Genomic DNA, 26,377 nt, shown 5'->3' on the forward strand with positions numbered 1-26,377 from the left:
CACCTTTCTTGCAGGCTGTCCCCTTCACCACTTCGGTGGCGCCGAAGGCGACAGAAGTCGCGCAGATCCGACAGTCGGTGCGCTCCCGTTGGCGAGACACGTCCGGGGTACGCTCGGTTCCGGGTGTTGAGATCGACGGATGTGACCCATGTCTTGCGATGGGTCCCTTGACCCGCCCCGACAAGGCTGCTTTGCCCTGAGCATGAGCATTCCCCTCTGGGCGGGGTTCGAGTCAGGCCATCTCGGTCGGTCGAACCACGATCTTCTCGTCACGACCCGGCACCTGCCTGATGACCGCATGGGGGAGCACTACGCCATCGCGCGGGCCCACGGCCTTCTGCGCGCGCGGGATGGTTTGCCTTGGCGGCACGATCCGGCCGCGCGCCTGCGGCTTGCCGAGGCGTCGGGACTGGACGTCACCTGGGACCTTGCCCATTTCGACCGTCCGCCGGACCCGGTTGCCCACGCCATCGCAGTGGCTCGCGCCGCGGACCCCGGTCGGACGCTGAACCTCTGCCCGGTCAACGAGCCCTCGATCTACCCAATGCTCGCGGGCTTGCCTTGGGAGGTAGCTGTCGACATGGGGATTGCGATGGCACGGGCCGCACGCGACCACCACGGCGATGTCCGACTGCTCGCGTGCGACCCGATCAACGGCATCGGCGAGCGGCAGTTCGCGGCGGTCGACAGGCTGGTGGCCGCCGACGTCGTCGACACCGTCGGCATCAACTCCTACCCGCACACCGCGCGGGCGCCGCTCGGCCGCGCGATCCTGAAGAGCTGGCGGCGGTATAAACTTCCGATCCTGATCGCGGAGACGAGTTGGCACGATGGTCACAACGCGCAGCGTCGGCGCTTCCCCGGGTTCGACAAACGGCGCTGGCTGGAGCACGCGCTGGCTGAGGTCGAATGGGCTCAGCAGAGGGGCGCGCTGGTTCAGGGCCTGTGCTGGTATCCGATCGTCGACTGCCCGCCATGGCCCCATCCGGGGTCCGCGCATCGCTGGCGACATGGTCTGATCCGCGAAGACCTCGGCCTTGACCCCGTCCTCTCGGAAACGCTTCGAGGCCGAATGGGTGTGGAGCTAAGTTTGTCGACGGGACAGCTCAGCCTCGCACTCTGACCCTGTTCAATCCCACGGCTTTAGCGGGTGGAAAGGGGACCTTCTGCTTGCGGATGATCGAATGCGGATACGGAAATTCGGCATAAGGGCCGAGCCCACTGAGCGCCGGGTGGTATCATGCTCGAAACCGCCGTCTATATTCCGCGGGCGTTAGCCCGACGATGCGCAGGAACACCTTCCGAAAGGCGCCGCTGTCGGTGTAGCCGACCTCCCACGCCACTTGGTCAGGCGAGCACGATCCTGACTGGAGAAGTTCGCGGGCCCGGCCGACGCGCAACCGCTGCCAGTACTCGGTGGTGGTCAGTCCCGTCGCCTTCTGGAAGCGGCGTAGGAACGTGCGTTCCTCCAACCCCGATTGTCTGACGAGCGAGGCGAGGTCGACATCGCGGGCATCCGTGGCGGCGAGCCAGCGCTGGACGTCGAGGACCGGAACGTCGCCGTGGTTCATCTTCGGCGTGAAGGTGCTGTAGTAGCTCTGCTCCCGGCCCGGGGGATCGATCACGAAGGCCCGCGCCGTGTCGAGCATCGCGGCCGGCCCCAGGAAACGGTCGACCAGGCGCAGCGCGAGATCGGTCCACGACATCACCCCGCCCGCGGTGATTATGTCTCCGTCGTCGATCAGTAGGCGGTCGGCGTCGACGCGCGTAGCGGGGAACCTCGCCTGGAAGTCATCCTCGTAGGTCCAGTGTGTCGTGACCGTCCGGTTGGCCAGCAGACCCGTCTCGCCAAGCAGGAAGGCCCCCTTGCAGACCGAACCGAGAGCGACGCCCTCGCTGTGACGTTCGCGCAGCCACCCTGCATAGCGCAGCGCCTCCTCGGGGGTCGGCAGGTCGCCAAAGGCTGGCGGAAGAACGAGGACAGCCGGCGATCCTTCGGCGCCGAGAACGGTGTCGAAGACCCTCGAGGGATCGTCCTCTCCGGCGCCCCATTCCCAGTGGCTCACACGGAGGAGAGGCTGTGCAGGATCGGCATGTGACTGCCGTGCCAGACTGTCGGCGGTCGTGAAGAGGTCGGTCATTCCGAGCACCGCCGCCATCTGCGCGCCCGGGAACTTCAGGATGCCGATCTCGGTAATTTCCTCAGCCATGTCGATACCGCCACCCATTCTGTCGATAGCGCCACTTCATACAGCAGGCTGGCGGCCCTATCCATGGTCATCCAAGCCATCCTTTGAGGAGCACCCCATGGCCAATCGTGCCGTCATCGTCGTCGACTTCCAGAACGAGTACCTCCCGTCCGGCAAGTTGCCCCTCGTCGGCATCGATGCCGCCGTTTCCAACGCCGCCCGCATCATCGACGCCGCCTGTTCGAGCGGCGACACCCTCATCCACGTGCGCCACGAAAGCCCGACGGCGGACGCGCCGATCTTCGCCGCGGGTTCGGACAACGTGAAGATCATAGAGGCTGTCGCGCCCCGGGAGGGCGAGACCGTTGTCGTGAAGCAGTACCCGAACGCGTTCCGCGAAACGGCACTGAAGGCCATGCTCGACGAGCGGGACGTGAACGAGGTCGTCGTCATAGGCGCGATGAGCCACATGTGCATCGACGCGACGAGCCGGGCCGCCGCGGACTTCGGCTATGCCGTCACCGTCGCTCACGACGCCTGCGCCACGCTCGATGTCGAGTTCGGCGGCAAGACCGTCCCGGCCGCCGATGTCCATGCCGCCTACATGTCCGCGCTCGGCTGGGCCTACGGGAAGGTCGTATCGTCCGACGAGCTCTTGGCTCGTTGATCGCCTCGCCCCCGCAAGAACCAGACGATCAGAGGATTCTCATATGACCGACAGGACCAACGGCTTCGGCTGGATGAACCGCCGCCAGGCGCTGACGCTCGGTGCGGGCGCGCTCGCCGCCTCCCTCACCGCTGCCATCGGGCTACCGACGGGCCGGGCGATGGCAGCCGCCGGCGGAAACTCGCTGACCCAGGTGCGCAACGCCACGCTCCGGATCGGCTACGGCGGCGTTCGCTTCCTCGTCGATCCTCTGCTGGCAGACAAGGGCGCCTATCCGGGGTTCGAGGGATCGGCCAACAGCGAACTCCGCAATCCGCTCGTCTTGCTTCCCATGCCGATCGAGAAGATCGTCGACGTGGACGCCGTGATCGTGACGCACCTGCATTCAGACCACTGGGACGACGCGGCGAAGGCAAGGCTGCCGAAGTCGATGCCGATCTTCGCTCAGAACGAGGAGGATGCGGCGACCATCCGCAGCACGGGCTTCACCGACGTGCGCGTTCTGACCGAGACGACGGAGTTCAACGGCGTCCGGCTGGCGAAGACAGCCGGCCAGCACGGCACCGACGACACGATGAAGGCCATTCCGCCCCTCGGACAGGTCTGCGGCATCGTCTTCAGCCGACCGTCCGCGAAGACCCTCTACGTCGCGGGCGACACGATCTGGAACCGCCACGTCGAGGATGCCATCGCCACGCATCGGCCGGACGTCATCGTCTTGAATGCAGGCAAGGCCGTCATGACCGGGTTCGCGCCCATCATCATGGGAGAGGCGGATGTCCTGGCCGTCCATAAGGCCGCGCCCGAGGCGGTGCTGGTCGCGAGCCACATGGAGGCGATCAACCACTGCATCCTCAGCCGGGCGGACCTGCGCGCCTTCTCCGAGGCGGAGGGTTTCGCATCGAGCCTTCTGATTCCGGCAGATGGCGAAAGCATCGCGGTCTGAGAGTGATGCAATCGGTCATCATTGAGCTGACCAACGTGACTGGAGCGGTCGGCCGTGCCAACTAACGGTCTGCCGCTTCCGTCAAGCCGCTACCTGCGTAGAAGCGGCAAGTGCCGCCGTGACGGCGGTCCGATGCCGGATGAGCCCGCCGCCTGCTTTGGAGCTTTGATATGAGTGTGTTCGGAACGGGACGCGGTACCGTCTGGCGCCTGTCGGCCGCTCAGGCCGTGGCGGGGTCCCATGCCACCGTGCTCTTCGCGACCGGCGCGGTCGTTGGACAGCACCTCGCGCCAACGGCCGCGCTTGCGACCTTGCCGATCTCGGTCTTCGTCGTCGGCATGGCCGCGAGCACCCTGCCGGCGGGCATGATCGCGACACGCCACGGACGGTCGAAAGTGTTCCTGATCGGCGGGCTTCTCGGCATCGCGTCGGGCCTTCTCGCCGCGGCGGCGGTCTGGTTCGAGTCGTTCGCCCTCTACTGTCTGGCGACGATGCTGGGAGGCGCCTATGCGGCGGTCGTCCTGACATTCCGCTTCGCGGCGACTGATGGCGTGCCTCCTGAAGCGAAAGCCCGGGCCCTGTCGACTGTGATGGCAGGGGGCGTGCTGGCGGGTCTGGTCGGCGGACAGCTCGTCAGCCTGACGATGGACCTCGTCCCGGGACGCGACTTCGTCGGCACCTATCTCGCAAGTGCCGTTCTGGCCGCCCTGACGTTGCTGCTCCTGCGAAGGGTCGACCTTCGAGCCCCCATCGCCGGGACGCAATCGGCGGGACGTCCGTTCCGGGTCATCGCTCGCCAGCCGCTCTTCATCGCGGCGGTCACGTCGGGGCTGGTGACGTACCTCCTCATGAACTTCCTGATGACCTCGGCGCCGCTCGCCATGCGCATGCATGGCCTGGCGCAGCACCACGCCAACACGGCGGTGCAGTGGCACGTGGTGGCCATGTACGCGCCGAGCTTCGTCGTCGGCAGCCTGATCACGCGCTTCGGCGCCGGGGTCGTGACGACAGCGGGACTGTTCATCACCGCACTCGCGGCCTTGATCGGGCTCCTGGGCATGACACCCGGCCACTTCATCGTCTCGCTGATCGTCCTTGGTGTCGGCTGGAACTTCGGGTTCGCGGGTGCCTCCGCCATGGTGCTAGAGACCCATCGTCCGGAGGAGCGGGCGCGGGTGCAGTCCGCCAACGACTTCATAGTGTTCGGCTCGGTCGCGATCGGGTCGTTCCTGTCGGGCGGCGTACTCGTGACCTATGGCTGGGAGGTCGTGTGCCTGATCGCCTTTCCGCTCGTCGTTGCGGCGCTCGGAGCCCTGCTGTTCCTGCGTCGCAGACATGGGCCGATAGCTTCTTCCGTCTGACGAGCGACCGTTCCAAGGTGTGTGACAGTCATCAGCCTCTTCCCACCTCGGCAGCGTCGCTCACAGGACGTCGACAAGCTGAAGCGCCGCAGCTTTACCCGCGCCTGAACAGCTCGCCCCGAGGCGAGGTGCTGCGTGACTTTGACCCGTCGCCTCTCAGACTAGTAGCCGACATCGAGAAGCGCGAGCTGGCGCTCCAAGTCAGCCAATCCTTCCCTTGAAAGGGCCGTGAATGAACGATCAGCAGAAGACTCTCCGCCTCGTCCTGCCGCACTGGCAGGGCGGGAACAAGCCGACCTACCAGCTCGGTTCGCGCCTTCTCGCTTGGCTCGCGCCCGAGAACGGTGATCCGACCGAAGAGGTCCCAATTGCCGAGCCGGACGGACACCCGCTGCCTCTCGAGGACGGAGTCGTCGGAAAATCACAGGTCCTGAATGCCGCCAGGGCTGCGCGCGAGATCATCGAGCGCCACCAGCCCGACCGCATCGTCACCTTCGGCGGCGACTGCATGGTCTCGATCGCCCCCTTCTCCTACCTCGCCGACAAGTACGAAGGGGACGTCGCGGTCCTCTGGGTCGACGCCCATCCGGACGTGACCATGCCGGAAGACTACGCCAACTCCCATGCACATGTGCTGGCCAACCTACTGGGCGACGCGGATGCCGATCTGGCTCAATTCGGAAAGACGACACTGCCGGGCAACCGCATCCTCTTCGCCGGCCTTGCTACGGACGCTCTAAGCGACAAACAGCGGGCCTATATTGAGAAGGTTGGCGCGGCGGTGATGAGCCCCAGCGATCTCGACGCCGACTTCGCCAACGTCGTCGCGTGGCTGAAGGACAGCGGCGTCTCGAAGCTGTTGATCCACTTCGACCTCGACGTCCTAGACCCAAAGGTCTTCCGCTCGCAGCTCTTCGCCCCGCCCGGCGAGGTCGACAGCGAGGTCGCCTCGCACGGAAGCGGCAAGTTGACCTTCGAGCAAGTGACAGGATTGATCGCCCGGGCCAGCGAGACCCTGGATGTGGTGGCGCTTTCCATCACCGAGCACCTGCCATGGGACGCCGAGAACCTGCAAAACACACTCCGGAAGCTCCCCCTTTTGGGGTAGCCGAGAGCGCAGCCATATTTCAGGCCGCACCAATAGCTTCAGCAACGTTGGTGTCGCCAATGCAGGGGACGAGAGCGCAGTCACGCTACCGATTCAGCGCCAGCACCACTTCTACGTGACGGCAAGAATTACTTGCTGCACCACAAGCGATGCGATTGCCGATGTCCGCTTTTGGAGTGAACCATTGTCGAGCGGAGGGTCTTAGAAGGGTCGTAAGCGGAAGGCCAAACTTCGGGCGTCTGCTCCCGGGCACCAACCGTCTCGACCGAGCGGATAGCTCCCCGACAGATTAGGACGGCTTCGCAAGGAAGTTGCCGTTCGACGCGAAGCGTAAGTGAGCTATACGCTTTCGGTCGGCATCAACGAAGGTTTTCCGGCGGAAACTGCTGAACCAAGGCGGACTGTTGGTCCTTCCCTCCGTCAAAACGTGAGCGGTTCGTTAACTTCGATGTCGGGGATCATCCGGTCTTGCTTCGGATGTTAAGATGCATGGCGCAGGACTGATCGTCCTCAACCGGATCCGTCGACCATGCGCGTCATCACCTGCCTCGCTTTCGAGCACAATCTCTGGCTCGTGCTGCTGGCCGCGGCCATGTGCGCGATTGGATCCTTCGTGACGGTGAACCTCGTGCGGCGCGCCGTCTCGACGACGGGACTGTCCCGCAACGGATGGCTCTTCCTCACCGGGGTCTCGTCGGGCTCGTCGATCTGGGCGACCCACTTCATCGCCATGCTCGGCTACCAGGTGCCCGTGGGCGTCACCATCCAGCCCGTCCTGACGATCGCCTCGGCGCTGATCGCCATCTTCGGGGCGGGGCTGGGGTTCGCCGTCGCGTCGCTCCCCCGCTCGCGAGCCAGCGTCGTTCTCGGGGGCGGCATCGTCGGACTGTCCGTTTCGGCGATGCACTACACGGGCATGTTCGCCTATCGCGTCGAGGGCATCGTCACTTGGGACACGTCCTACGTCGTCGCCTCGCTCGCGTTGGCCTGCCTCCTGTCCATCGCCGCCGTGGACGCGGTCCATCGTTGGTCGTCCGGCAAGCGCAGCCACGCGGCGACCTTGCTTCTCATGCTCGCGATCGTCAGCCTCCACTTCACCGGGATGGCTGCGTTCCAAGTGGAGCCGCTCCTGGCCTCCAAGACGGGCCTTGGCGCCGATGCGCTCTACTCGTTGGCACTTGCGGTCCTCATCGTCGGCCTCGTCATCCTGGGAACGGGCATCTCGTCCTACCTAATCGACGACCGCAACCGTGCCAGCTCGAGCGAGCAGCTCCGCCGGATGGCGTTCCATGATCCGCTGACGGGCCTTGCCAACCGACGCGGCTTGCATGGTCGCATGGATACGCTGCTGTCGGGGGAGGCCGTCTTCTCGCTGCTCCTCCTCGACCTCGACCACTTCAAGAACGTCAACGACACCTACGGCCATGCCGTCGGGGACCAGCTCCTCGTACAGGTCACGCGACGCCTTTCGGGACTGCTGTCGGGGGAGAGCTTCGCGGCCCGCATCGGCGGCGACGAGTTGGCGGTCCTCGTCCCGGGATCAAGGGACAACGGCTGGAGCGTGGCGCAGGCGGCGGTCCAGGTGCTCGGGCAACCCTACCTGATCGAAGGACTGAGCGTCGTCGTTGGGTGCAGCATCGGCCTGTGCGCCTTTACTGACGCCATCGACCAGGAAGGCATGATGCGGCAGGCCGACATCGCCCTCTACGAAGCCAAACGTCTGGGGCGCGGCCGGGCCTTCTTTTACGAGCCGGGCATGCTGGAGGCGGCGACCGCCCGCTACGAACTCGAGAACGACCTCAAGGCCGCCGTCCTCAACAAGCAGTTCTTTCTCGCATACCAGCCGTTGGTCGATCTTCCGAGCGGCGACACGATTGGGTTCGAGGCGTTGATCCGGTGGCAGCATCCCGTCCGCGGGCTCGTCTCGCCCGCGGACTTCATCCCGTTGGCTGAGGAGTGCGGCTGCATCGTAGAGATTGGTCAGTGGGTCCTCGCGGAAGCGTGCCGAGAAGCGATGAAATGGGACAATCACTTGACCGTCGCCGTGAACGTGTCGGCCGTCCAGTTCAAGACGACAGCCTTCCTTAGCCATGTCACGCAGGCGCTCGCAGCCAGCGGTCTTCCCGCCCATCGGCTCGAGATCGAGCTGACCGAGACCGCGATGGTGACCGACGGGATCAAGGTGGCGCAGGCGCTGTCCGCGCTCCGCATGCTTGGGGTCAAGATAGCCATGGACGACTTCGGCACGGGCTACTCGTCCCTCGCGCACCTTCGCGACCTTCCCCTCGACCGGATAAAGATCGACCGCTCCTTCGTTGCGGCCGCCCTGTCCGATCCGAACTCCATGGCGGTCCTTCAGGCCATCACGCAGCTCGGCCGCACGATGGGGATCCCGACGCTGGCCGAGGGGGTGGAAACCGAGGACCAGGTCGCGATGCTCCACGGCCTGCGATGCGACGCGGTCCAAGGCTATCTGTTCGGCCGGCCGAAGCGGCCTGTAGAGCCACTGCCGGCACCCTGCGAGCGAACCGATCGCCAGCCTCGTTTCGGGACCTAGCGCGATCTTTTTTGGAAACCGGCCGCGCCAGGGCATCCGTCCCTTCAGGCGTCGGAACAGGCCCCGTTCGCTCAAGGCCTCGAACATCTCCTCCGGCCCCTCGGGATCGAGCACCTCGGTGTCGGTGAGCCATTCCTCGACGCCCGTCAGGTCGGGCGTCTCGTAGGGGCGCAGACTCTTGCCCAACGCACCACGGCTTGGGTTTACGATTCTTCAACCGTACTTCTTTTCTGAAAGTTGGCCTCGGCCGTGCGAAGGCACCATTGCCGGACAGACGCATTGAGCGTCCAGGATCGGTGCAGGACGCATGGCATGTTCGATCATCACAGGGACGCGGAACGCGCTGCGGCGCTCATCGGGCTGGAGATCCTCGACACGCCGCCGGAGCGCGAGTTCGATGCCTTGGTGTCGCTCGCCGCTCGCCTGTTCGGGACGAAGTCCTCTACGATCACGCTTATCGACGGCGACCGCCAGTGGTTCAAGGCTCGCGTGGGCATGCCCTCGCCTGACACAGCGCGCGGTCCCGCTCTCTGCAACTGGGTCGTCGAGAACGAACGTTCCCTCGTCCTTTCGGACGCCAGCCTCGACCCGAGGTTCGCCTCCAGCCCTCTTGTCAACGGCGACCCCGGGATACGCTTCTACGCCGGGGTACCCGTGTCGGCGCATTCGGCCGACGGCGGTTCGGTCCCCGTGGGGACCATCTGCGTCATCGACGACGAACCACGCGAGATCCGCGGCGGTGAACTCGCGGCGCTCGAGGACCTTGCGTGCATCGCAGAAGCTTTGCTCGAGGCGCGGATGACAGCGCGGCGGGCCGTCGAGATCGCCGAAGCCAAGGAAGAAGCCAACCGGGGTCTCGCCCGCGAGCGCCGCCTCTTCAAGCAGGCCGAGCGGATCGCCGACATGGGGTCGTGGCGCTTGACGCTGGACGACAACCGCACCGAATGGTCCGACGGGATCTACGCAATCCATGACTTGCCCGTCGGGCGCAAGCCGTCGCGTGACGAAGCCCTTCTGTTCTACCCCGAGGCCGATCGCGTGCGCCTGAACGAGACCCTCTCGGCGGCGGTCGAGAGCGGTGAGCCATTCGAGATCGAGGCTGACTTCGTGACGGCGAAAGGTAGCCTGAAGCGGGTCCGCTGCATGGGGGAAGTCGAAAGGGTCGCAGACAGGCCCGTCGCGCTGGTCGGCGTCCTTCACGACGTTACCATACGCCATGTCATGGAGCGGGAACTGCTGCGGATCAGCCGTACCGACGACCTCACAGGGCTCGCCAACCGCGCGGAGTTCAACCGCGTGCTCGACGAGCGACTGGTGGCGGCGAACGTTATGGGCGAGGACCTTGCCGTCCTTCTGATCGACCTCGACGGGTTCAAGGCCCTGAACGACAGGCTCGGCCACGCGATGGGCGACGAGGGACTGCGCCGCGTCGGCGAGCGCCTTCGGGGTGCCAGTTTCGACGGCTGTTTCTCCGCCCGCCTCGGGGGCGACGAGTTCGCCATGATCGTGCCGGGGACGGTCGGGCCCACGGCCTTCGAGCGGCTGGTCGACACCCTGTTGACTAACCTTCGCCTTTGGATCGGCGAGCCGGGCCGGATCCTCCCGGTCACCGGGACGGTGGGCTGCGCATGGTCGAGCGATGTCCCCGGGGGACGCGAGAGGCTAATGAAATGCGCCGATGAGGCCCTGTATGCAGCCAAGCGGACGCGCAAGGGAACGGTTTGCACCTACGACCCGCATAGGCTGCTCCCGACAGCGGTAAGATGACGCGACGCGGATGCGGCGAAATGCGAGTCGGTTGCCTTTCACGGTGGCACCCGGCGAGCAGGTCCATCGGGGCATAGCCGGAATCCGATGCCGCACGCGAAGCATGCCGCGGGTGTCCAAGCGCCGCACCCCGTCACGCAGCCTGGCGCGAAACGTCGCTTGGGAGCGCCATCCATCGTCCCGCACCAGCGCACCAGGAACCTTCTTTCGATCTTGAAGCGCATGCGGCCTCCGTTCGACAGATCGTGGGCACAGCCCGATCATCTGGGACTCTGCGCCTTCATGCACACCCTTGGCGTGTTCCATTCATCACCCTGTCACGGGAAGCACCTGAGATGGGCCATCCGGGACGGGGGGCGTTGGGATGGACTGGACAGCACTGGCGATGGGCGTTATCGGCGGCCTCGTCCTCTTCCTCTACGGCGTTCACGAGCTCTCTCACGCGCTGAAGGCGGTCGCGGGCGAGCGGATGAAGAACCTGATCGGACATGCGACGGGGGATCGCTTTCGCGGTCTCGGCGCCGGAACGGTCGCGACCGTCCTTCTCGACTCCTCCTCGCTGACGATCATCCTCCTCATCACCTTCGTCGACGCGGGGCTCGCGACCTTCGTCCAGGCTCTGCCCGTCGTCCTCGGCGCCAACATCGGCACGACCTTCTCGAGCCAGGTCTTCGCCGTCGGCATCGATGAGTACGCACCCGTCCTGATGCTCGCCGGGTTCCTGCTCCGGATGACGGTGAAGAGAAACCACGCCAAGGATTGGGGCTCCGCCATCTTCGGCATCGGCCTCGTCCTCTTCGGCCTCCACACGATCGGCGAGGCGGCCGAGCCGCTGAAGGACCAGCCGGCCGTGACGGAGTGGCTGAAGACCATGGCGACGCCCGTCTACGGCATCCTCGCGGGGGCCGCGATCACGATCGCCATCCAGTCCTCGTCCGCCATGCTCGGCATCATCATCACGCTCGCGGGGCAGGGGATCATCCCGCTCGAAGCAGGCATCGCGATGATGCTGGGCGCCGAGATCGGCACCTGCGCCGACACGCTCGTCGCCACGATCGGGCGCTCGCGGGACGCGCTCCGCGTCGGGCTGTTCCACCTTCTCTTCAACATCGTCACTGTGCTGATCGGTGCCGTCCTCGTGGAACAGATCGTCCTCTTCGCGACCTGGACGAGCGACGACGTCGCCCAGCAGATCGCCAACGCCCACGTCGCCTTCAACGTCGGCGGCACCTTGCTCTTCCTCGGCTTCGTTCGGGTCGTCGGGCGGCTGATCGAGCGTGCGGTGCCGGAGCGCACGGAAGCCTTCCCGGCCGAATGAAGCTCGTCGCAGGACGTCGTCACCTTTCGAAAGGGGGCCGCCGCATGACGAGGCCTACCAAGTTCGGTACCGCAAGCGAGCGCTTCCGCTGGATGGCTGAAGAGCAGGGCCGGGAGGCCGAGGTGACTTCTCTGCCTCGGGTCCGCGAGCGATGCCTCGCGGCGGAACGCTCCTTCTTTATCATGGCCGCCCGCGCCGACGCCGTCGAACGGGACAGGGAAGAGCGGGCGGCGGCGGTGATCCCGAGGCCCGCCTCGTCGCGGCGCAGTCGGTTCGGCTATGCCTGACGGGCGCCCGGCGCGGACTTGCGCTTGCGCTTGGCGTTCTTGGGCTTGTCGGAGCCGGACGAAGTTTCGTCGTCGGTCCCGCGTTCGGCGATCGCCATTTCGTGGATGCGCTTTGCCTTCTCCGGGTCTTCGTCCATGCCGCCCGTCAAGGCGAAGAACGCGGCCTGCACGACGTCCTTCTTCGACACGCCGGGATGGCGTTCGCGGACGGCGGAGATGATGTCTTTCGCCTTCTCGCCGGGCTTGGCGAACTCCTGAACGGTCGCCGCAAGGGCATCGATCTTCGTCATGGGCGGATCCTTTGTCATTGAACTGTCATGAGGCCTTCCGCGAGGCCGCTGTCACAGTCAACGGTTGCGCACTTGGCACCGTCGCGGGAACGTCATCTTGAGGACTTACGCTGGGCTCGAACCTGCGGAGGAAACGTCATGCCGTACCGCCTCGTGAACGGCCGCTACCGGGTCGTCGCCTACTCGCCGGACGGCGACACCATCCGCTTCGAGCCCGACGACCGGGAGGCGTTCGGCGATCTGCTGGAAGACGCCCGGTTCAACGTACGCGGACACGTTCCGTTGAGGCTGGAAGGCATTGACGCTCTGGAAAGCCATTACTCGCCACCGTCGGGCGGCGGTGCGCTCAGCCAGCCGATGCCGCTCGCCCGGTCCGCCACCGACTTCCTTCTCGACTTCGTCGGGATCCGGGACGTCGTCTGGACAGCCGAGCGGCGCTCGATCGCCTCGGCGGTCGATGGGGTGCCCGGCCACATCCTGACCCGTTCGGTAGACAAGTACGGCCGCGTCATCGCCTTCGCCTTCGCCGGAGATGCGGACGAAGAGGACGGCGACGATGTCTTCCTCGACGCCGACGGGCTGGCGACGAGCTATAACCTCGCGGCCCTCACGTCCGGCCTCGTCTACCCGACGTTCTACTGGGGCCTCTTCGCCGACCTCCGGAGCGTCATGGCAGACGCGACGCGGACAGCTCGCGCGGAGCGCAAGGGCGTCTACGGCGAGGACGCGACGCAGACGGGCGTAACGGTGACGTCGCTGTCCTCCATCACGGACGACGCCGTGATCCTGCCGAAGCTCTTCCGCCGGCTGTCCGACTTCCTGGTGGCGACCGGATCGGTCGAGGACTTTGACGCAGCGATGGAGGCCAACCGCGAGCCCGTGCTCGACCTGACGACCAGCAACTTCACCCACTTCGACACCTTCATCGAGCAGGACGGCGACATGGTCCGCATGACGCGCCTGCCCGAGGAGATCGTCTTCGATCCGATGCCGAACCGCGAGACGGCGAGCCTCGGCACGATGCTGGAGATGGCGATGGTCGAGGGCGACATCATCGACGAGACCGAGACCGACCAAGGAGTGACCGCATGAGCAACACACCTGGCATCAGCCCTATCACGACCGACATCGAGGACGTCCGCCACTCCGACGAGGACGGGTTCTTCGGCGACGAGGGCGACGGCAACGTGCCCGACGACAAGACAGACGAGGACGACGACGAGGCGAACAGGATCATCGATGACGGGCAGGGCCGCAACGTCAATCGTTGAGGTCTGTGCGCAGCACCTACGGGTCGAAGCGTCCCGACATCGCAATGACATCGACCGTTGCTATGGAGGTGGCTCGCTTTGCAACCACGGCGGTCGATGCCATGCACACGTCCCATCCGGTCTTCGGGGACCTCATAACGTCGAACAGGTTAGTGCGCGGCGGGCGCTGGGTCTTCCGCGGTACCATTGTCCCGTTGGACGACGTCCTTGCCGACCTCAGCCGGGGGATGACCCTGCAAGGCGCGTGGGAGAAGCACGGGGCTCTGGACCGCCGTGACCTCGAAGCGGTCGTGTGGATGGCGCTCGGAGAACATGCCCATGCGCTCCGCGGTCGCCATGGCGACGACGCAACCCGCGAGGGCAGGCGCGAGGACCGAAGCGAACCGGGGCGCCGCGTCGCGGCATGATGTTGCCGATCGGCGCCTCATTCTCCGAGCAGCCCGCTTGGTGTCGTATCCACACCGGGCCAACGAAGCGTAGGCGCTCGGCCAGCCAAACTCGAGCTTGAACGATGGAGCCGCCGATGCCCCCGAAGCGGCCGCCGGCCGACGCCATGACCCTCCACGAGCTCGGTGTCTCCGACCCCGACTGCGGTTTCGACCCTGACGGCTTCCTCGATGGCCCGCCTGCGGATGCGGATGACGGCGTGTCGTCCTCGGAAGCAACTGACGGCGCCGATCCAGTCGCCGGTGGTGAAGGTTGGCCGCAGTCGGCGCGACCGTGAACGGTCAGTCCGTACACGTCGTCTTCAATGCCGGAGCGGGGTCGGCTGCAAAGCTCGGCGTGTCGCCCCGATCCCTGCTCGATCGCTTGCGTTCGGCGGGGGCGGGTTCCGTCGAGGTCGATGCAGATGCGGCCAGACCGCTCGCCGAGCGAGTCCGTGCGGCGGCAGGCGGTGACGCGGACATCGTCCTCGCCGCAGGAGGCGACGGGACCGTCACGGCGGTCGCCTCGGGCCTCGTTGGCACGGACAAGATACTCGCGCTCTTGCCCCTTGGGACCGCCAACCTCCTTGCACGCGACCTGAAGATCCCGCTCGATCTCGACGAGGCGATCGCCGCCTTGGCGGAGATGAAGCCGTTGACGATCGACGTCGGGGAGCTGAACGGCAGCGTTTTTTTGCACAAGGTCGTCGTCGGCTTCGCGCCGGCCGTCGCGGCTGGCCGCGAACGGATCCGGAAACGCGCCGACCTCCCTGCGCTCTTCGGCTTCGTGCGCTACTTCGGCCGCCAGGTCATGAGGCCCCACGACCTGCGGCTGGAGTTGGAAGCCGACGGCGGGGCGCCTGAGCCGATCCGCGTCCGGTCCATTGCGGTGGCCAACAACGCCTACGACGAGGGGCTCGGACTTCTCTTTTCCCGCTCCACGCTGGATGGCGGGCACCTGACGGTCTACACCGCGCGCCACCTTGGCATGTTCGACATCGTCCGCCTCGCCGCCCGGATGGCGCTCGGTTCGTGGCGCAAGGACGAGGCGTTGAAGGAGCGCAGGGTCTCGTCGACAGTCCTCCGTTCGCGACGCAAGCTGCTCCAGGTCATGATCGACGGCGAGGTCGAGAGAATGGCCACGCCGCTTCGGTTCCGCATCCGTCCCGGCGCGTTGCGAGTACTGGCACCTGGTGTGGAGCCCGATGCCGTACGCAACGTCGAGACCGTGACCTGATGCGCTTGGCACACCTGTCCGACCTGCACTTCGGCCGCCACGATCAGCGCCTCGCCGAAGCTCTCGTGCAGGACCTACAGGCGCTCGCGCCCGATCTCGTTGTGGTCAGCGGGGACTTCACACAGGACGGGACCGAAGCCGAGTTCCGACTTGCACAAGCCTTCCTTGCAGCATTGTCGCTCCCGACCTTCTGCGTACCGGGCAACCACGACGTTCCCGCCCGCAACCTGTTCGAGCGGCTGACGCAGCCCTACCACCGCTACCGTAGCTTTATCGCGGACGATCTCGAACCCTTCGTGGAAACGGGCGAGGTCGCCATCGCCGGGGTCAACACGTCGAGGGCATGGCGGGCGGAGCTGAACTGGGCGCACGGTTCGATCAACCGCAGACAGCTCGATGCCTTGGCCGAGCGGTTCGAGGCAAGCCCGGCCAGCGTGCGGATCGTGGTGGCCCACCATCCCTTGGCTCTGCCCGAGATGCCCTTCGGCATGCGCGTGGTCCGGCGGGCCGACGAGGCGCTTGCGGCCCTCGCGCGTCTGCGGGTCCGCCTCGTGCTGTCCGGCCACTTCCACCTCGCCTATGTCCGCGAGCACGGCACCGCGGGCGAGGTCCGTGACGGGCAGCCGCCCGTTGGGGTTCGACGTGTGGCCAACAGGCCGATCCTCGTCGCCCAGGCTGCAAGCGCGATCTCGACGCGGCTGCGCGGGGAGCCGAACGCTTACAACCGGATCGAGATCGACGACGGCCGGATCTCCGTCTCCGTCCGGACTTGGGACGGGACGGCATGGGGAGAGCGGTCCTAGCCCGAGCAACCGGGAGCCATATCGGCGCGCTTCGGCCCGAGCATCGAGGACGTCTGGCGCAGACGCGCGAACGGGACATCCCACGTCTTCAGGGCAGGTGCCTTGTCCGAACCGGACTGTCGCAGCGAGATTTCGTCTTGCCGCACCATGCTCTCCGACCACGGCCGCAACCGCATCCAGGCCGCGATACGGCCGACTTCCCCGCGGTAGTCGTGCCGTTTCCCCGTCAGGGCGTCGGCGACGGCACAGCCGAGATGAAGCGCGACGATGAGCGGAAGCGTGGACTTAGATCTCGCGCTGCCTCAGTCCGCTTTCGAGAACGTTGCCATAGCATACGGAAATTCTCGAAAGGGTCGATAGAAGTCGGGCTGATTTCCGTAGTGCATGACCAGCTCGAGCATCGGCCCGCCCCCCGCGACAGCCCCCCATGAAAATGGGACGACGCGCCGATTGGGAGTCGACGCCTCGCCGTCGACGCCGCCGAGGGGGTCGGGCAGCGGCGCCATTCGGGAACTGTAGGTGCAGTCGCTAGGACACCAATTGCGCGCTCCTGCCGACAGCACCGGACCGCTCGATCACGTCGCGCGCCGCGGCGTCGAGGATGCTCCTCGACAGCGCATCGTCAGTTACCGTGCGCGACAGGACGAGGGCGCCGATCATCGTCGAGGCGATCGCCATGGCACGCTGGCGACGGTCCCCGCCGTCTTCCGGCAGCAGCGCCTCTAGGTAATCCAGATGCGCCGTGATGCCTTCCTCGAGCGGCGCACGGACCGCTGGACCTGCTCGGGCGGCGTCCGCTCCGAGGGCTGCGATCGCGCAGCCCTCCGCTGTTGCGTCACGGTGTTCGACAGACAAGTAGGATCGCACCAGGGACGCAAGTGGCCGCTCCGGGTCACGGGCAACGAAGGCACGCCAGTGCTCCTGCATCCCCGCTACGGCACGCGCGCAGGCCTTGGCCGCCAGGTCCTCCTTGGAGGCGAACTGCTTGTAGAAGCCGCCCTGCGTCAGTCCCGCGCCCTTCATCAGATCGTTGAGGCCAATGCCGTCGAAGCCATGCTGGCGGAAGAGCCGACTCGCGACGTCGATCACCCGCTCGCGGTTCTCGTCGGCCTGTGCCCGGGACACTCTCATGCCGATCTCCATTTTTAGATTGTGTTCGAACTCTATATCAGACATAGAGGGTCATCGCAATTTATAAATCGCCGTCGGAGCGATCCCGGCAGTGAGGTGATCCCATGAAACCTATCCGCCTCACTGCTTATGCCATCGTCGCTCTCGCGGCAGGCGGTGCCGCTGTCGCCGCCTACGCATCCGTGGCAGGCAGGGATCGCGAACAGCGGGTTGTCGCCGACGCGCGTCTTGCCCCGCCGCTGGTCGCCACCGTCGAGGCCAACTCCATCGGAGCGACCGAGCGCGCCTTCACCGGATCCGTCTCGGCCCGCATCCAGAGCAATCTCGGCTTCCGCGTGCCCGGCAAGGTCGTCGAGCGCTTCGTCGACGATGGCGACGAGGTGAAGTCGGGACAGCCCCTGATGCGCATCGACGACCGCGACCTGCGCCTCGCCCTGACGGCGCGGAGCAAGGCCGCCGACGCCGCCCGTGCGATGGCGGTCCAGGCCCGGGCGGACGAGAAGCGCTACGCCAAGCTTCTCGATCTCGGCCAGTCGCCCCGCCAGCGCTACGAGCAGGCCAAGGCCGCACTCGATGCGGCCGAGGGCCAGCTCTCCGCGGCAGAGGCGGAAGCCGACGTCGCCCGCAACGAGGCCGGCTATGCCCTGCTCCTCGCCGACGCCAACGGCTCGGTGGTCGAGACGCTCGGCGAGCCCGGGCAGGTCGTGTCCGCGGGCCAGGTCGTCGCACGGCTTGCCCATAGCGGCCAGCGCGAGGCGACGGTCTCGTTGCCCGAGACGGTGAGGCCCGCGATAGGGTCCACGGCCGAGGCCAGCATCTACGGCCTCGGCGAGCGCCGATGGACGGCGACCTTGCGCCAGTTGTCCAATGCGGCTGATCCGCAGACGCGGACCTACGAGGCCCGATACGTTCTCGATGGCGATGCGGCGCTAGCCCCGATCGGCTCGACCGTCACCGTCTGGATCAAGGATCCCGCCGCCGCGACCTCGGCCGAAGTACCGATCGGTGCCATTCTCGATGAGGGCTTCACGACGGGCGTCTGGGTCGTCGACCGGACGACCTCGAAGGTGAACCTGCGCAAGGTGACGCTACTCTCGCTCGGCGAAGAGACGGCCATCGTCTCCGGCGTGGAGCCGGGAACGCCCATTGCCGCGCTCGGCGCTCATCTCCTGCACGAGGGCGCACCCGTGCGCATCCTCGCCACCAAGGGGTTCTGAGCCGTGAAACTCAACCTCTCCGCCATCGCGGTTCGCGAGCGCTCCGTCACCCTGTTCCTCATCATCGTGTTCGCGCTCGCTGGCGCCTACGCGTTCCTGCAACTCGGGCGCGCCGAGGATCCGGCCTTCACGATCAAGACCCTCGTCGTCACGACGGTCTGGCCCGGCGCGACAGCGCGCGAGATGCAGGACCTCGTCGCCGAGCCGCTGGAGAAGCGGCTCCAGGAGCTTCGCTACTACGACCGCGTCGAGACGATCGCCCGGCCGGGCCTCGCCTTCCTGACCCTCACGCTGAAGGACGACACCCCATCGAGGGACGTGCAGGAGGAGTTCTACCAGGCGCGCAAGAAGCTCGGCGACGAGGCGCGCAACCTGCCGTCCGGCGCCTTCGGCCCCTTCGTCAACGACGAGTTCTCCGACGTGACCTTCGGGCTCTACGCGCTGAAGGCCAAGGGCATGCCGATGCGCTCGCTGGTGCGTGAGGCCGAAGCCATGCGCCAGGAGATCCTCGACGTCCCCGGCGTCAAGAAGGTCAACATCCTCGGCGAGCGGCCGAGCGCATCTTCGTCGAGTTCTCCTATGCCAAGCTCGCGACCCTCGGCGTCTCCGCGCAGGACGTATTTCTTGCCCTCCAGCGACAGAACACGGTCTCGCCCGCCGGCTCCATCGACACCGCCGGCCCGCAGGTCTTCCTGCGCCTCGACGGCGCCTATGACGACGTCCAGAAGATTGCGGACACGCCGATCGTCGCCTCCGGGCGAACCTTGCGCCTCTCCGACATCGCGAGCGTGCGCCGCGGCTACGAGGATCCCGCGAGCTTCCAGATCCGCACCGAAGGCGAGCCCGCCCTCATGCTGGGCGTCGTCATGCTGGACGGCTGGAACGGCCTCGACCTTGGCAAGGCGATGGAGGCGAAGACCGCCGAGATCGGCGAGCGGCTGCCCCTCGGCATGAGCCTCTCCAAGGTGACGGATCAGGCTGTGAACATCTCGGCCTCGATCGACGAGTTCATGCTGAAGTTCGTGATGGCGCTCGGCGTCGTGCTCGTCGTCAGCCTGATCGCGCTCGGTTGGCGCGTCGGCATCGTGGTCGCGCTCGCTGTGCCGCTGACGCTGGCGGTGGTGTTCCTCATCATGCTCGACACCGGACGCTTCTTCGACCGCATCACGCTCGGCGCGCTGATCCTCTCGCTCGGACTTCTCGTCGACGACGCCATCATCGCCATCGAGGTCATGGTGGTGAAGATGGAGGAGGGCATGGACCGGATCGAAGCCGCAGCCTTTGCCTGGAGCCACACGGCCGCGCCAATGCTGTCGGGAACGCTCGTCACGGTCATCGGCCTGATGCCCGTCGGCTTCGCGCAGTCGACGGCGGGCGAGTACGCCGGCAACATCTTCTGGATCGTCGGCTTCTCGCTGATCGCTTCCTGGTTCGTTGCGGTGGCCTTCACGCCCTATCTCGGCGTCAAGCTCCTGCCCGACATCAAACCAATCCCGGGCGGCACGCACGCCATCTACGACACGCCGAACTACCGCCGCCTGAGGGCGGTCATCACGGCCGCGGTGCGCCACAAGTTCCTCGTCTGCATCGCCGTCGTTCTTGCGTTCGGGCTTGCGATCGTCGGCATGGGCGGGGTGAAGCAACAGTTCTTCCCAACCTCCGACCGCCCGGAAGTCCTCGTTGAGGTGCGGCTGCCCGAGGGCACGAGCATCGAGGCGACGACGAAGACGGTGGAGAAGCTGGAGGCGTGGCTTCAGGCGCAGCCCGAGGCGGAGCTCGTGTCGAGCTACATCGGGCAGGGCGCGCCCCGCTTCTTCCTCGCGATGTCGCCGGAGATGCCCGACCCCGCCTTCGCCAAGCTGGTCGTCCTCACCAAGGATGCCGAGACCCGCGAGATCCTGAAGCACCGCATGCGGGATGCCATCGCCGAGGGCCTTGCACCGGAAGCCTATGTCCGCGTCACGCAGCTCGTCTTCGGTCCCTACACGCCGTTCCCGGTGGAGTTCCGCGTCATGGGGCCGAACCCCGAGGAACTCGTCCGGATCTCCGGCGAGGCGCTGTCGGTCATGCGTTCGGTGCCGGACGTACGCCAGGCCAACAGGGACTGGGGCAGCCGGACGCCGAGCCTGCGCTTCGTGCTTGACCAGGACCGCCTGAGGCTGATCGGCCTGTCGCCGACCGAGGCCGCCCAGCAGCTCCAGTTTCTCCTCAGCGGAATCACGGTGACGCAGGTCCGGGAGGACATCCGCACCGTCGACGTCGTCGCCCGCAGCGCCGGCGAGGAGCGCCTCGACCCGACGCGGCTGAAGGACTTCGCGCTGACCAGCCGCGAGGGCAGGCTGATCCCGCTTGATCAGATCGGGCGGACCGAAGTGCAGATGGAGGATCCGATCCTGAAGCGACGCGACCGGACGCCGGTTATCACGGTGCGCTCCGACATCGCCGAAACAGCGCAGCCGCCGGAGGTCTCGACCGCCGTCATTGCGGCCCTCCAGCCGTTGATCGCCTCGCTGCCCTCCGGCTACCGCATCGAGACCGGCGGCTCGATCGACGAGGCGGCCAAGGCCAATGCCGCGCTCGCTAAGGTCTTCCCGCTAATGATCCTGTTGACCCTCGTCGTCACCATGTTCCAGGTCCGGTCCTTCTCGGCGACGATCATGACCGTGCTGACCGCGCCGCTGGGCCTCATAGGGGCCGTGCCGATCCTGCTCGCCTTCGACCAGCCCTTCGGCTTCAACGCCATCCTCGGCATGATCGGGCTTGCGGGCATCCTCATGCGCAACACGCTGATCCTCATCGAGCAGATCAAGGAGAACAAGCTGGCGGGCCTCGACGACTACCACGCCGTCATCGAAGCCACCGTCCAGCGCACGCGGCCCGTCATCCTGACGGCGCTCGCCGCGGTGCTGGCCTTCATCCCGCTGACGCACTCGGTGTTCTGGGGGTCGATGGCCTACACGCTGATCGGCGGCACGGCGGGTGGAACCGTGCTGATCCTCCTGTTCCTGCCCGCGCTCTACGCGACGTGGTTCCGCATGAGGAAGCCGAAGGACGCCGACGTGCCGACGCTGCCCGCTACCGAGCCAGACAGGCCCGGCGCGGTCCCCGGAGCGGTTCCGGCTGAGTAGGCCTCCACACCTCTACGCATGCCACCTCAATGTCGAAGGATTCGACCCATGAAGCACTCCGCCGTCGTTGCTGAACCTGGGGTGCAAGAGCCAGCGCTCCTCGACGCACGTACCCGCGCCCTCCTGACCGATCCCGTCGTGCCGCTCATCCTGCGGCTCGCCTGGCCGAACCTCGTCGTCATGCTGCTTCAGGCCTCTACCGGGCTCATCGAGACCTACTGGGTGGGACGACTTGGACCGGACGCTCTTGCGGGCATGGCGCTGGTGTTCCCGCCGTTCATGCTCATGCAGATGCTCTCGGTCGGCGCGATGGGCGGCGGCGTCTCATCTGCGGTCTCCCGGGCGCTGGGCGCGGGACGCCGTGCGGACGCGGATAAGGTCGCCTTCCATGGCGTCGTGCTGCTGGCCGCCATCGGTCTCGCCTTCTCGATCCTGGCACTGGCCTACGGGCGCCCGTTCTACGCGATGCTCGGAGCGGAGGGCGGCGTCCTCGAGGCAGCCGTCACCTACTCGAACGTGGTGTTCGCGGGGAATGTCCTGCTCTGGGTCATGAATGCGTTGGCGAGCGCGCTGCGGGGCACGGGAGACATGCTGGTGCCCGCCGCCGTCGTCTCCCTTGGCGTCGTGCTGATCGTGCCGCTGTCGCCGCTCCTCATCTACGGGTACGGCCCGCTGCCTGGGTTCGGCGTCGCGGGCGGCGGGCTTGCCATCGTCGCGTTCAACGCGGTGGGCTGCGCCTACCTCGCCTGGCACGTCTTCTCGGGGCGCGGCCTCCTGCGTCCTCGACCGGGCCGGCTCGAGCGACGTCTGTTCGGCGACATCCTGAGGGTCGGCGCGCTGGCGTCACTGACGGCCGTCCAGACTAACGTGATCTTTGTCGTCGTGACGGCCGTGGTCGGGCGTCTCGCTGGCGAGCAGGCCTTCGCCGGCTACGGCACGGGCGCGCGCCTCGAGTACCTTCTCATTCCGCTAGCCTTCGGCTTCGGGGCGCCGCTGGTGCCCCTCGTCGGGACGAACGTCGGTGCGGGACAAGTCGAGCGCGCCAAGCGGATCGCGTTCGCCGGAGCGGTCCTCGCCTTCGTCGCGGCCGAGACCGTCGGCCTCCTCGGCGCCGCCTTTCCGGCGGCATGGCTCGGGCTCTTCGGTTCGGATCCCGCCATGATCGCCGCCGGGGCCGACTATCTACGGATCGTGGGGCCGACCTTTGGATTCTTCGGCTTCGGCATGGCGCTGTACTTCGCCAGCCAGGGAGCGGGCCGGCTTGCGTGGCCCCTCGCTGTCACAGTGCTGCGCACGACGATCGCGGTAGGTGGCGCCGTCGCAATCGGCCGGGCGGTCGGTCCCCTCTGGGCGGTCTTCGCCGCGGTCGCGCTTGGCATCGTCGTCTACGGTCTGTCGATGGCGCTGGTGACGGCCCGGACGGACTGGCGGGGATTCCTACCGGACAAACCGTGAAGCACTTCGGCACATCGGACCAGTGCGAGTGCTTCTCCTCCCTCAAAGAAAACAATGTAAGAGATCAACCATCAGTCAGATCGCAGGGGCCTTAGTTCCCGTCATGACGCTCGTACCGCTCATGGGTGGCCGAAAGTCGATTGCCCGCAGTTTAGGGAAACAGTCTGGCAAGGACGGAAAGTGTCGGTTACATTTATCCGGTCGCTTAGCTGCTGCTTAACCCAGGTCTGGCATCATTGCATGGACGTTGGGAGAGCTTCCGTGACCATAGCAGACAAGACGTTCGATGGCATAACCCTGGCGCAACTGGAAGCCATGGACGCAGCGTCGAGGGATGCGCTCGCATTCGGCGTCGTGGGGCTGGCCTCCGATACGCAGGTAAAGATCTACAATGCCACCGAAGCCCGGATGTCTGGGCTCGATCCCCAGACTGTTATCGGAGTTCCGTTCTTCGAGGCGGTCGGCCAGTGCATGAACAACTTCATGGTCGCCCAGCGCTTCGAAGACGAAACCGAACTGGACGAGGTGCTCCCCTACGTCCTGACGCTGCGCATGCGTCCGACCCGCGTTCGCCTCCGCCTCTTGGCGACCGCAGATGGTCCATACCGATTCATCCTCATCGAGCGCTAAGTGGACGGCGATGTGCACTGACTGCGACGACAAGAAGTTGTTCGAGTTCCTCTACGCCTGTCCGGTCGGTCTGATCGAGTGCGACGCACAGGGGACCATCGGCTTGATGAATCCCCACGCCATGCAGCATCTGATCCCGATTGCCGGCGATCGGGATGTCGGCAACCTGTTCGCCGTGTTCGAGCAGCACGCCCCCGAGCTTCGCAATCTGGCAATGACTTTCTCGAAATCATCGGGACGCATCTGCTGCGATCATCGCGTCGTCATCGACCTCGGCGGCGGTCGAAAGGGCGCCGAGCCCAAGGTGCTTTCCTGTACCCTTGTAAAGCTCGGCCCCGATAGGCTGATGGCAACGCTGAGTGACATCAGTCTACAGGTTGCGCAGGAGCGGAGACTGCGTCAGGCCGACGTGTGGTTCGCGACCTTCCTCGACAAGATCAACGATTACTCGGTCCTCAGTGTCAGCCCTGGTGGCGACATCTTGAAGGCCGACGAAGCGTTCGCCAGGCATCTTCGCCTTGACGGCACCTCGGTCGTCGGACGATCCCTGGAGACGTTGCTCGGGCACGACATCCAGGACGGAAGCCTTGATCTCAACGCCCAGTTCGAGCTGGCGACACGGGACGGCTGGCATCTCCAGGAAACTTGGCAGCAGCGCACCGACGGCGAACGCTACTGGTGCCAGCGCTTGGTGGTCGCACGCAGCGAGAGGGACGGCGAACCCCCCGCAAGCTTTCTCGTAGTGCTCCGCGACGTGCCCCGCCGGGAGGCAGCGGCCAACGACTTGCACCGTCTTCTCACCCGCGATCATCTGACCGGGGCCGCCAACCGGATGCATTTCCGTCGGACGCTTGAGGACGAGCGCATCCGCTCGGAAAGGCTGGGGCTTACGCTGTCCCTCGTCATCCTTGACCTCGACCACTTCAAATCCGTCAACGACAGATATGGGCACCCGATCGGCGACGCCGTACTGCGGGTCGTCGCCGAAGCCTGTAGTCAGTTACTCCCCCGCCGCGGACTGTTCGCCCGGATCGGAGGCGAGGAGTTCGCGGTTCTTCTGCCAGATTGCACCCTTGATGGAGCGCTGGAGCAGGCCGAGATCTTGCGAAAGGCAATCGCCGGGCTTTCGGTCCCCGTGCCTGGCGGTTCGCTGACGGTGACGGCGAGCTTCGGATGCGCCACGCTGGATGAAGTCGCGGGATCGGCCGATGCCCTGATCGAACTTGCCGACAGCCGTCTCTACGAAGTGAAGACCTCCGGCCGAAACCGGGTTCACTCCGGTCTCTCTACGTGACGCCGTCGCAGCTTGACGGGGGCGTCGTGAGGCGCATTGCATCGGCGGTGGTCGGGGCGGAGGTGCGACGGATCCGCGGAGCTGCCTCGTATGTACTCCCGACGACGGACTGGGCCGACAGTACACCAATTTCGGAGGACGGACTTGGCCTCGACTCTCTCGAGCGTCTCGGCGCGCTCGGTGCATTGGCGGAAACCTTCGACTTGCAGGACGACAGGCTGCTGCCTGAAACGCCTCCTGAAACAGTTGGGGACTGGATTGGCTCTTCCGCAGCCGGCCATCCGGGTTCTCCACGCTTGCGGTGATGACCTCGGGCTCGACGGGGGTCCCCAAGGTCGCGGACCTCCTCGGCGAAGCCGCAGACCTTGCCGCGCTCTTCCCCGGCCGGCGCCGGGTTATCGCGCTCGTGCCGGCCCATCACCTCTACGGGATGATCTGGACGGCATTCCTGCCGGCCGCGCTCGGCGTTCCCGTTGTCGACCGGGCGCTCGGCAGCCCTTTGGGCCTCCAGTCGGGTGACCTCGTCATTGCCGTGCCCGACCAGTGGCAGGCGATGATGCGCATGCGCCAGCACGTGCCCGACGATTGCATCGCCGTGAGCTCCGCGGGCACGCTGGCAGATACGCTGGCCAACAATCTTCTCGACGCCGGCTTCAAACGCGTCATCGACGTCTACGGTTCGTCCGAGACCGGCGCGATCGCCCTGCGCGATGCACCTGCGCCCGGCTACGAACTCCTGCCGCGCTGGACAATGCAAGCCAACGGAGACGACTGGAAGATCGCCGACCGCAACGGCAAAGCCGTTGAGATGCCGGACCACGTGAAGCGCCTCGGACCCCGCCGCGTGAAACCGATCGGTCGCCGGGACGCTGCGGTGAAGGTCGGCGGAAACACCGTGTGGCCGCAGCGCGTCGAGCGAGAGCTGCGCGAACTTGGCGGGATCGCCGAGATCGCGGTTCGTGTTGGCGTGAACGGGCGCCTCAAAGCCTTCATCGTGCCGGAAGATGGCGTCGATCTAGTGGCGCTTCGCGCGGTGCTGGAGCGTTTCGCCGCCGAGCGGCTCGAGCCGGCGGAGCGGCCGAAGAGCTTCCGCTTCGGCGAGGCTTTGCCGCGTGGCGAGATGGGCAAGCTCGAGGACTGGGCCTGATCGGATCTATGGGCTCGCTGTCTACAAGGAATTGGGTAGCCCTGTGTATCCCGGCAACGCATTCGACGGACAGTTGATTGGGCGAGCGGTCGACCAGATTCGATCTTGGCAAACTTTCACCGACTTTCTTTTCAGGCCACGCACAGTTC

23 protein-coding genes and 1 pseudogene are annotated in these 26,377 nt (G+C 66.1%); 21 read left to right on the top strand and 3 right to left on the bottom strand.

Translation table 11 applies throughout. The features are described 5' to 3' along the window. The first annotated feature begins 202 nt into the window (after positions 1–202). Positions 203–1,123 (top strand): hypothetical protein, encoded by a 921-nt coding sequence (locus tag ACZLZY_RS16080; RefSeq protein WP_472935213.1) that lies wholly within the window; start codon positions 203–205, stop codon positions 1,121–1,123. Between the two features lie 115 nt (positions 1,124–1,238). Here ACZLZY_RS16080 and ACZLZY_RS16085 read toward each other — a convergent pair whose 3' ends face one another. Then, the gene (locus ACZLZY_RS16085) at positions 1,239–2,210 is read right to left on the bottom strand and encodes a GlxA family transcriptional regulator (protein ID WP_472935214.1); all 972 of its coding nucleotides are present in this window, start codon (positions 2,208–2,210) and stop codon (positions 1,239–1,241) included. A gap of 97 nt (positions 2,211–2,307) precedes the next feature. On the opposite strand from ACZLZY_RS16085, the gene ACZLZY_RS16090 reads away from it, so the two are divergent. The 8 genes from ACZLZY_RS16090 to ACZLZY_RS16125 all read left to right on the top strand — a co-directional run bounded on the left by ACZLZY_RS16090 (position 2,308) and on the right by ACZLZY_RS16125 (position 12,200). Next, positions 2,308–2,856: a cysteine hydrolase family protein gene (locus ACZLZY_RS16090; protein ID WP_472935215.1), complete on the top strand. Its 549-nt coding sequence runs from the start codon at positions 2,308–2,310 to the stop codon at positions 2,854–2,856. 43 nt (positions 2,857–2,899) lie between these two features. Further along, positions 2,900–3,802: an MBL fold metallo-hydrolase gene (locus ACZLZY_RS16095; protein ID WP_472935216.1), complete on the top strand. Its 903-nt coding sequence runs from the start codon at positions 2,900–2,902 to the stop codon at positions 3,800–3,802. Between the two features lie 170 nt (positions 3,803–3,972). Then, positions 3,973–5,163, top strand: a complete 1,191-nt coding sequence (locus tag ACZLZY_RS16100) for an MFS transporter (RefSeq protein WP_472935217.1) — start codon at positions 3,973–3,975, stop codon at positions 5,161–5,163. A gap of 232 nt (positions 5,164–5,395) precedes the next feature. Continuing rightward, positions 5,396–6,271, top strand: coding sequence for an arginase family protein (locus ACZLZY_RS16105; protein WP_472935218.1), 876 nt, complete (start codon positions 5,396–5,398; stop codon positions 6,269–6,271). Between the two features lie 529 nt (positions 6,272–6,800). After that, a complete protein-coding gene (locus ACZLZY_RS16110) occupies positions 6,801–8,828 on the top strand; it encodes a putative bifunctional diguanylate cyclase/phosphodiesterase (protein ID WP_472935219.1) in 2,028 nt (675 codons plus the stop codon). A 312-nt stretch (positions 8,829–9,140) separates the two neighbouring features. After that, on the top strand, positions 9,141–10,595 hold the full coding sequence (locus tag ACZLZY_RS16115) for a diguanylate cyclase domain-containing protein (RefSeq protein ID WP_472935220.1): 1,455 nt from the start codon (positions 9,141–9,143) through the stop codon (positions 10,593–10,595). Positions 10,596–10,959: 364 nt separating this feature from the next. After that, the gene (locus ACZLZY_RS16120; RefSeq protein WP_472935221.1) at positions 10,960–11,913 is read left to right on the top strand and encodes a Na/Pi cotransporter family protein; all 954 of its coding nucleotides are present in this window, start codon (positions 10,960–10,962) and stop codon (positions 11,911–11,913) included. Next, positions 11,910–12,200, top strand: coding sequence for a hypothetical protein (locus ACZLZY_RS16125; protein WP_472935222.1), 291 nt, complete (start codon positions 11,910–11,912; stop codon positions 12,198–12,200). The genes ACZLZY_RS16120 and ACZLZY_RS16125 overlap by 4 nt, the downstream gene beginning before the upstream one ends. Here the strand turns inward: ACZLZY_RS16125 and ACZLZY_RS16130 are convergent. Next, positions 12,191–12,490, bottom strand: coding sequence for a hypothetical protein (locus ACZLZY_RS16130; protein WP_472935223.1), 300 nt, complete (start codon positions 12,488–12,490; stop codon positions 12,191–12,193). The two genes, ACZLZY_RS16125 and ACZLZY_RS16130, sit on opposite strands and share 10 nt — an antisense overlap. Before the next feature lie 138 nt (positions 12,491–12,628). On the opposite strand from ACZLZY_RS16130, the gene ACZLZY_RS16135 reads away from it, so the two are divergent. The 6 genes from ACZLZY_RS16135 to ACZLZY_RS16160 all read left to right on the top strand — a co-directional run bounded on the left by ACZLZY_RS16135 (position 12,629) and on the right by ACZLZY_RS16160 (position 16,226). After that, positions 12,629–13,582, top strand: coding sequence for a thermonuclease family protein (locus ACZLZY_RS16135; RefSeq protein ID WP_472935224.1), 954 nt, complete (start codon positions 12,629–12,631; stop codon positions 13,580–13,582). Further along, positions 13,579–13,761: a hypothetical protein gene (locus tag ACZLZY_RS16140; protein ID WP_472935225.1), complete on the top strand. Its 183-nt coding sequence runs from the start codon at positions 13,579–13,581 to the stop codon at positions 13,759–13,761. The genes ACZLZY_RS16135 and ACZLZY_RS16140 overlap by 4 nt, the downstream gene beginning before the upstream one ends. Before the next feature lie 44 nt (positions 13,762–13,805). Continuing rightward, a complete protein-coding gene (locus ACZLZY_RS16145) occupies positions 13,806–14,168 on the top strand; it encodes a DUF433 domain-containing protein (protein ID WP_472935226.1) in 363 nt (120 codons plus the stop codon). 116 nt (positions 14,169–14,284) lie between these two features. Then, positions 14,285–14,485: a hypothetical protein gene (locus ACZLZY_RS16150; RefSeq protein ID WP_472935227.1), complete on the top strand. Its 201-nt coding sequence runs from the start codon at positions 14,285–14,287 to the stop codon at positions 14,483–14,485. Beyond that, positions 14,461–15,423, top strand: a complete 963-nt coding sequence (locus tag ACZLZY_RS16155) for a diacylglycerol/lipid kinase family protein (RefSeq protein WP_472935228.1) — start codon at positions 14,461–14,463, stop codon at positions 15,421–15,423. Before ACZLZY_RS16150 ends, ACZLZY_RS16155 begins: the two co-directional genes overlap by 25 nt. Beyond that, positions 15,423–16,226 (top strand): metallophosphoesterase family protein, encoded by an 804-nt coding sequence (locus ACZLZY_RS16160; protein ID WP_472935229.1) that lies wholly within the window; start codon positions 15,423–15,425, stop codon positions 16,224–16,226. Before ACZLZY_RS16155 ends, ACZLZY_RS16160 begins: the two co-directional genes overlap by 1 nt. A 528-nt stretch (positions 16,227–16,754) precedes the next feature. Here ACZLZY_RS16160 and ACZLZY_RS16165 read toward each other — a convergent pair. Next, on the bottom strand, positions 16,755–17,357 hold the full coding sequence (locus ACZLZY_RS16165; RefSeq protein ID WP_472935230.1) for a TetR/AcrR family transcriptional regulator: 603 nt from the start codon (positions 17,355–17,357) through the stop codon (positions 16,755–16,757). 104 nt (positions 17,358–17,461) lie between these two features. On the opposite strand from ACZLZY_RS16165, the gene ACZLZY_RS16170 reads away from it, so the two are divergent. From ACZLZY_RS16170 to ACZLZY_RS16195, 6 genes and pseudogenes are all read left to right on the top strand, one after another. Further along, positions 17,462–18,574, top strand: coding sequence for an efflux RND transporter periplasmic adaptor subunit (locus tag ACZLZY_RS16170; protein WP_472935231.1), 1,113 nt, complete (start codon positions 17,462–17,464; stop codon positions 18,572–18,574). A 3-nt stretch (positions 18,575–18,577) separates the two neighbouring features. Further along, a pseudogene (locus tag ACZLZY_RS16175) lies at positions 18,578–21,702 on the top strand (efflux RND transporter permease subunit). Between the two features lie 48 nt (positions 21,703–21,750). Then, a complete protein-coding gene (locus tag ACZLZY_RS16180) occupies positions 21,751–23,157 on the top strand; it encodes an MATE family efflux transporter (RefSeq protein ID WP_472935232.1) in 1,407 nt (468 codons plus the stop codon). Between the two features lie 261 nt (positions 23,158–23,418). Beyond that, positions 23,419–23,787 (top strand): hypothetical protein, encoded by a 369-nt coding sequence (locus ACZLZY_RS16185; protein WP_472935233.1) that lies wholly within the window; start codon positions 23,419–23,421, stop codon positions 23,785–23,787. Positions 23,788–23,824: 37 nt separating this feature from the next. Next, the gene (locus tag ACZLZY_RS16190; protein ID WP_472935234.1) at positions 23,825–25,081 is read left to right on the top strand and encodes a sensor domain-containing diguanylate cyclase; all 1,257 of its coding nucleotides are present in this window, start codon (positions 23,825–23,827) and stop codon (positions 25,079–25,081) included. A 304-nt stretch (positions 25,082–25,385) separates the two neighbouring features. Continuing rightward, complete coding sequence (locus tag ACZLZY_RS16195) at positions 25,386–26,228, top strand: AMP-binding protein (protein ID WP_472935235.1); 843 nt, start codon at positions 25,386–25,388, stop codon at positions 26,226–26,228. Positions 26,229–26,377: the final 149 nt, after the last annotated feature.

This window comes from Mesocryomonas lacus (genome assembly GCF_055730135.2).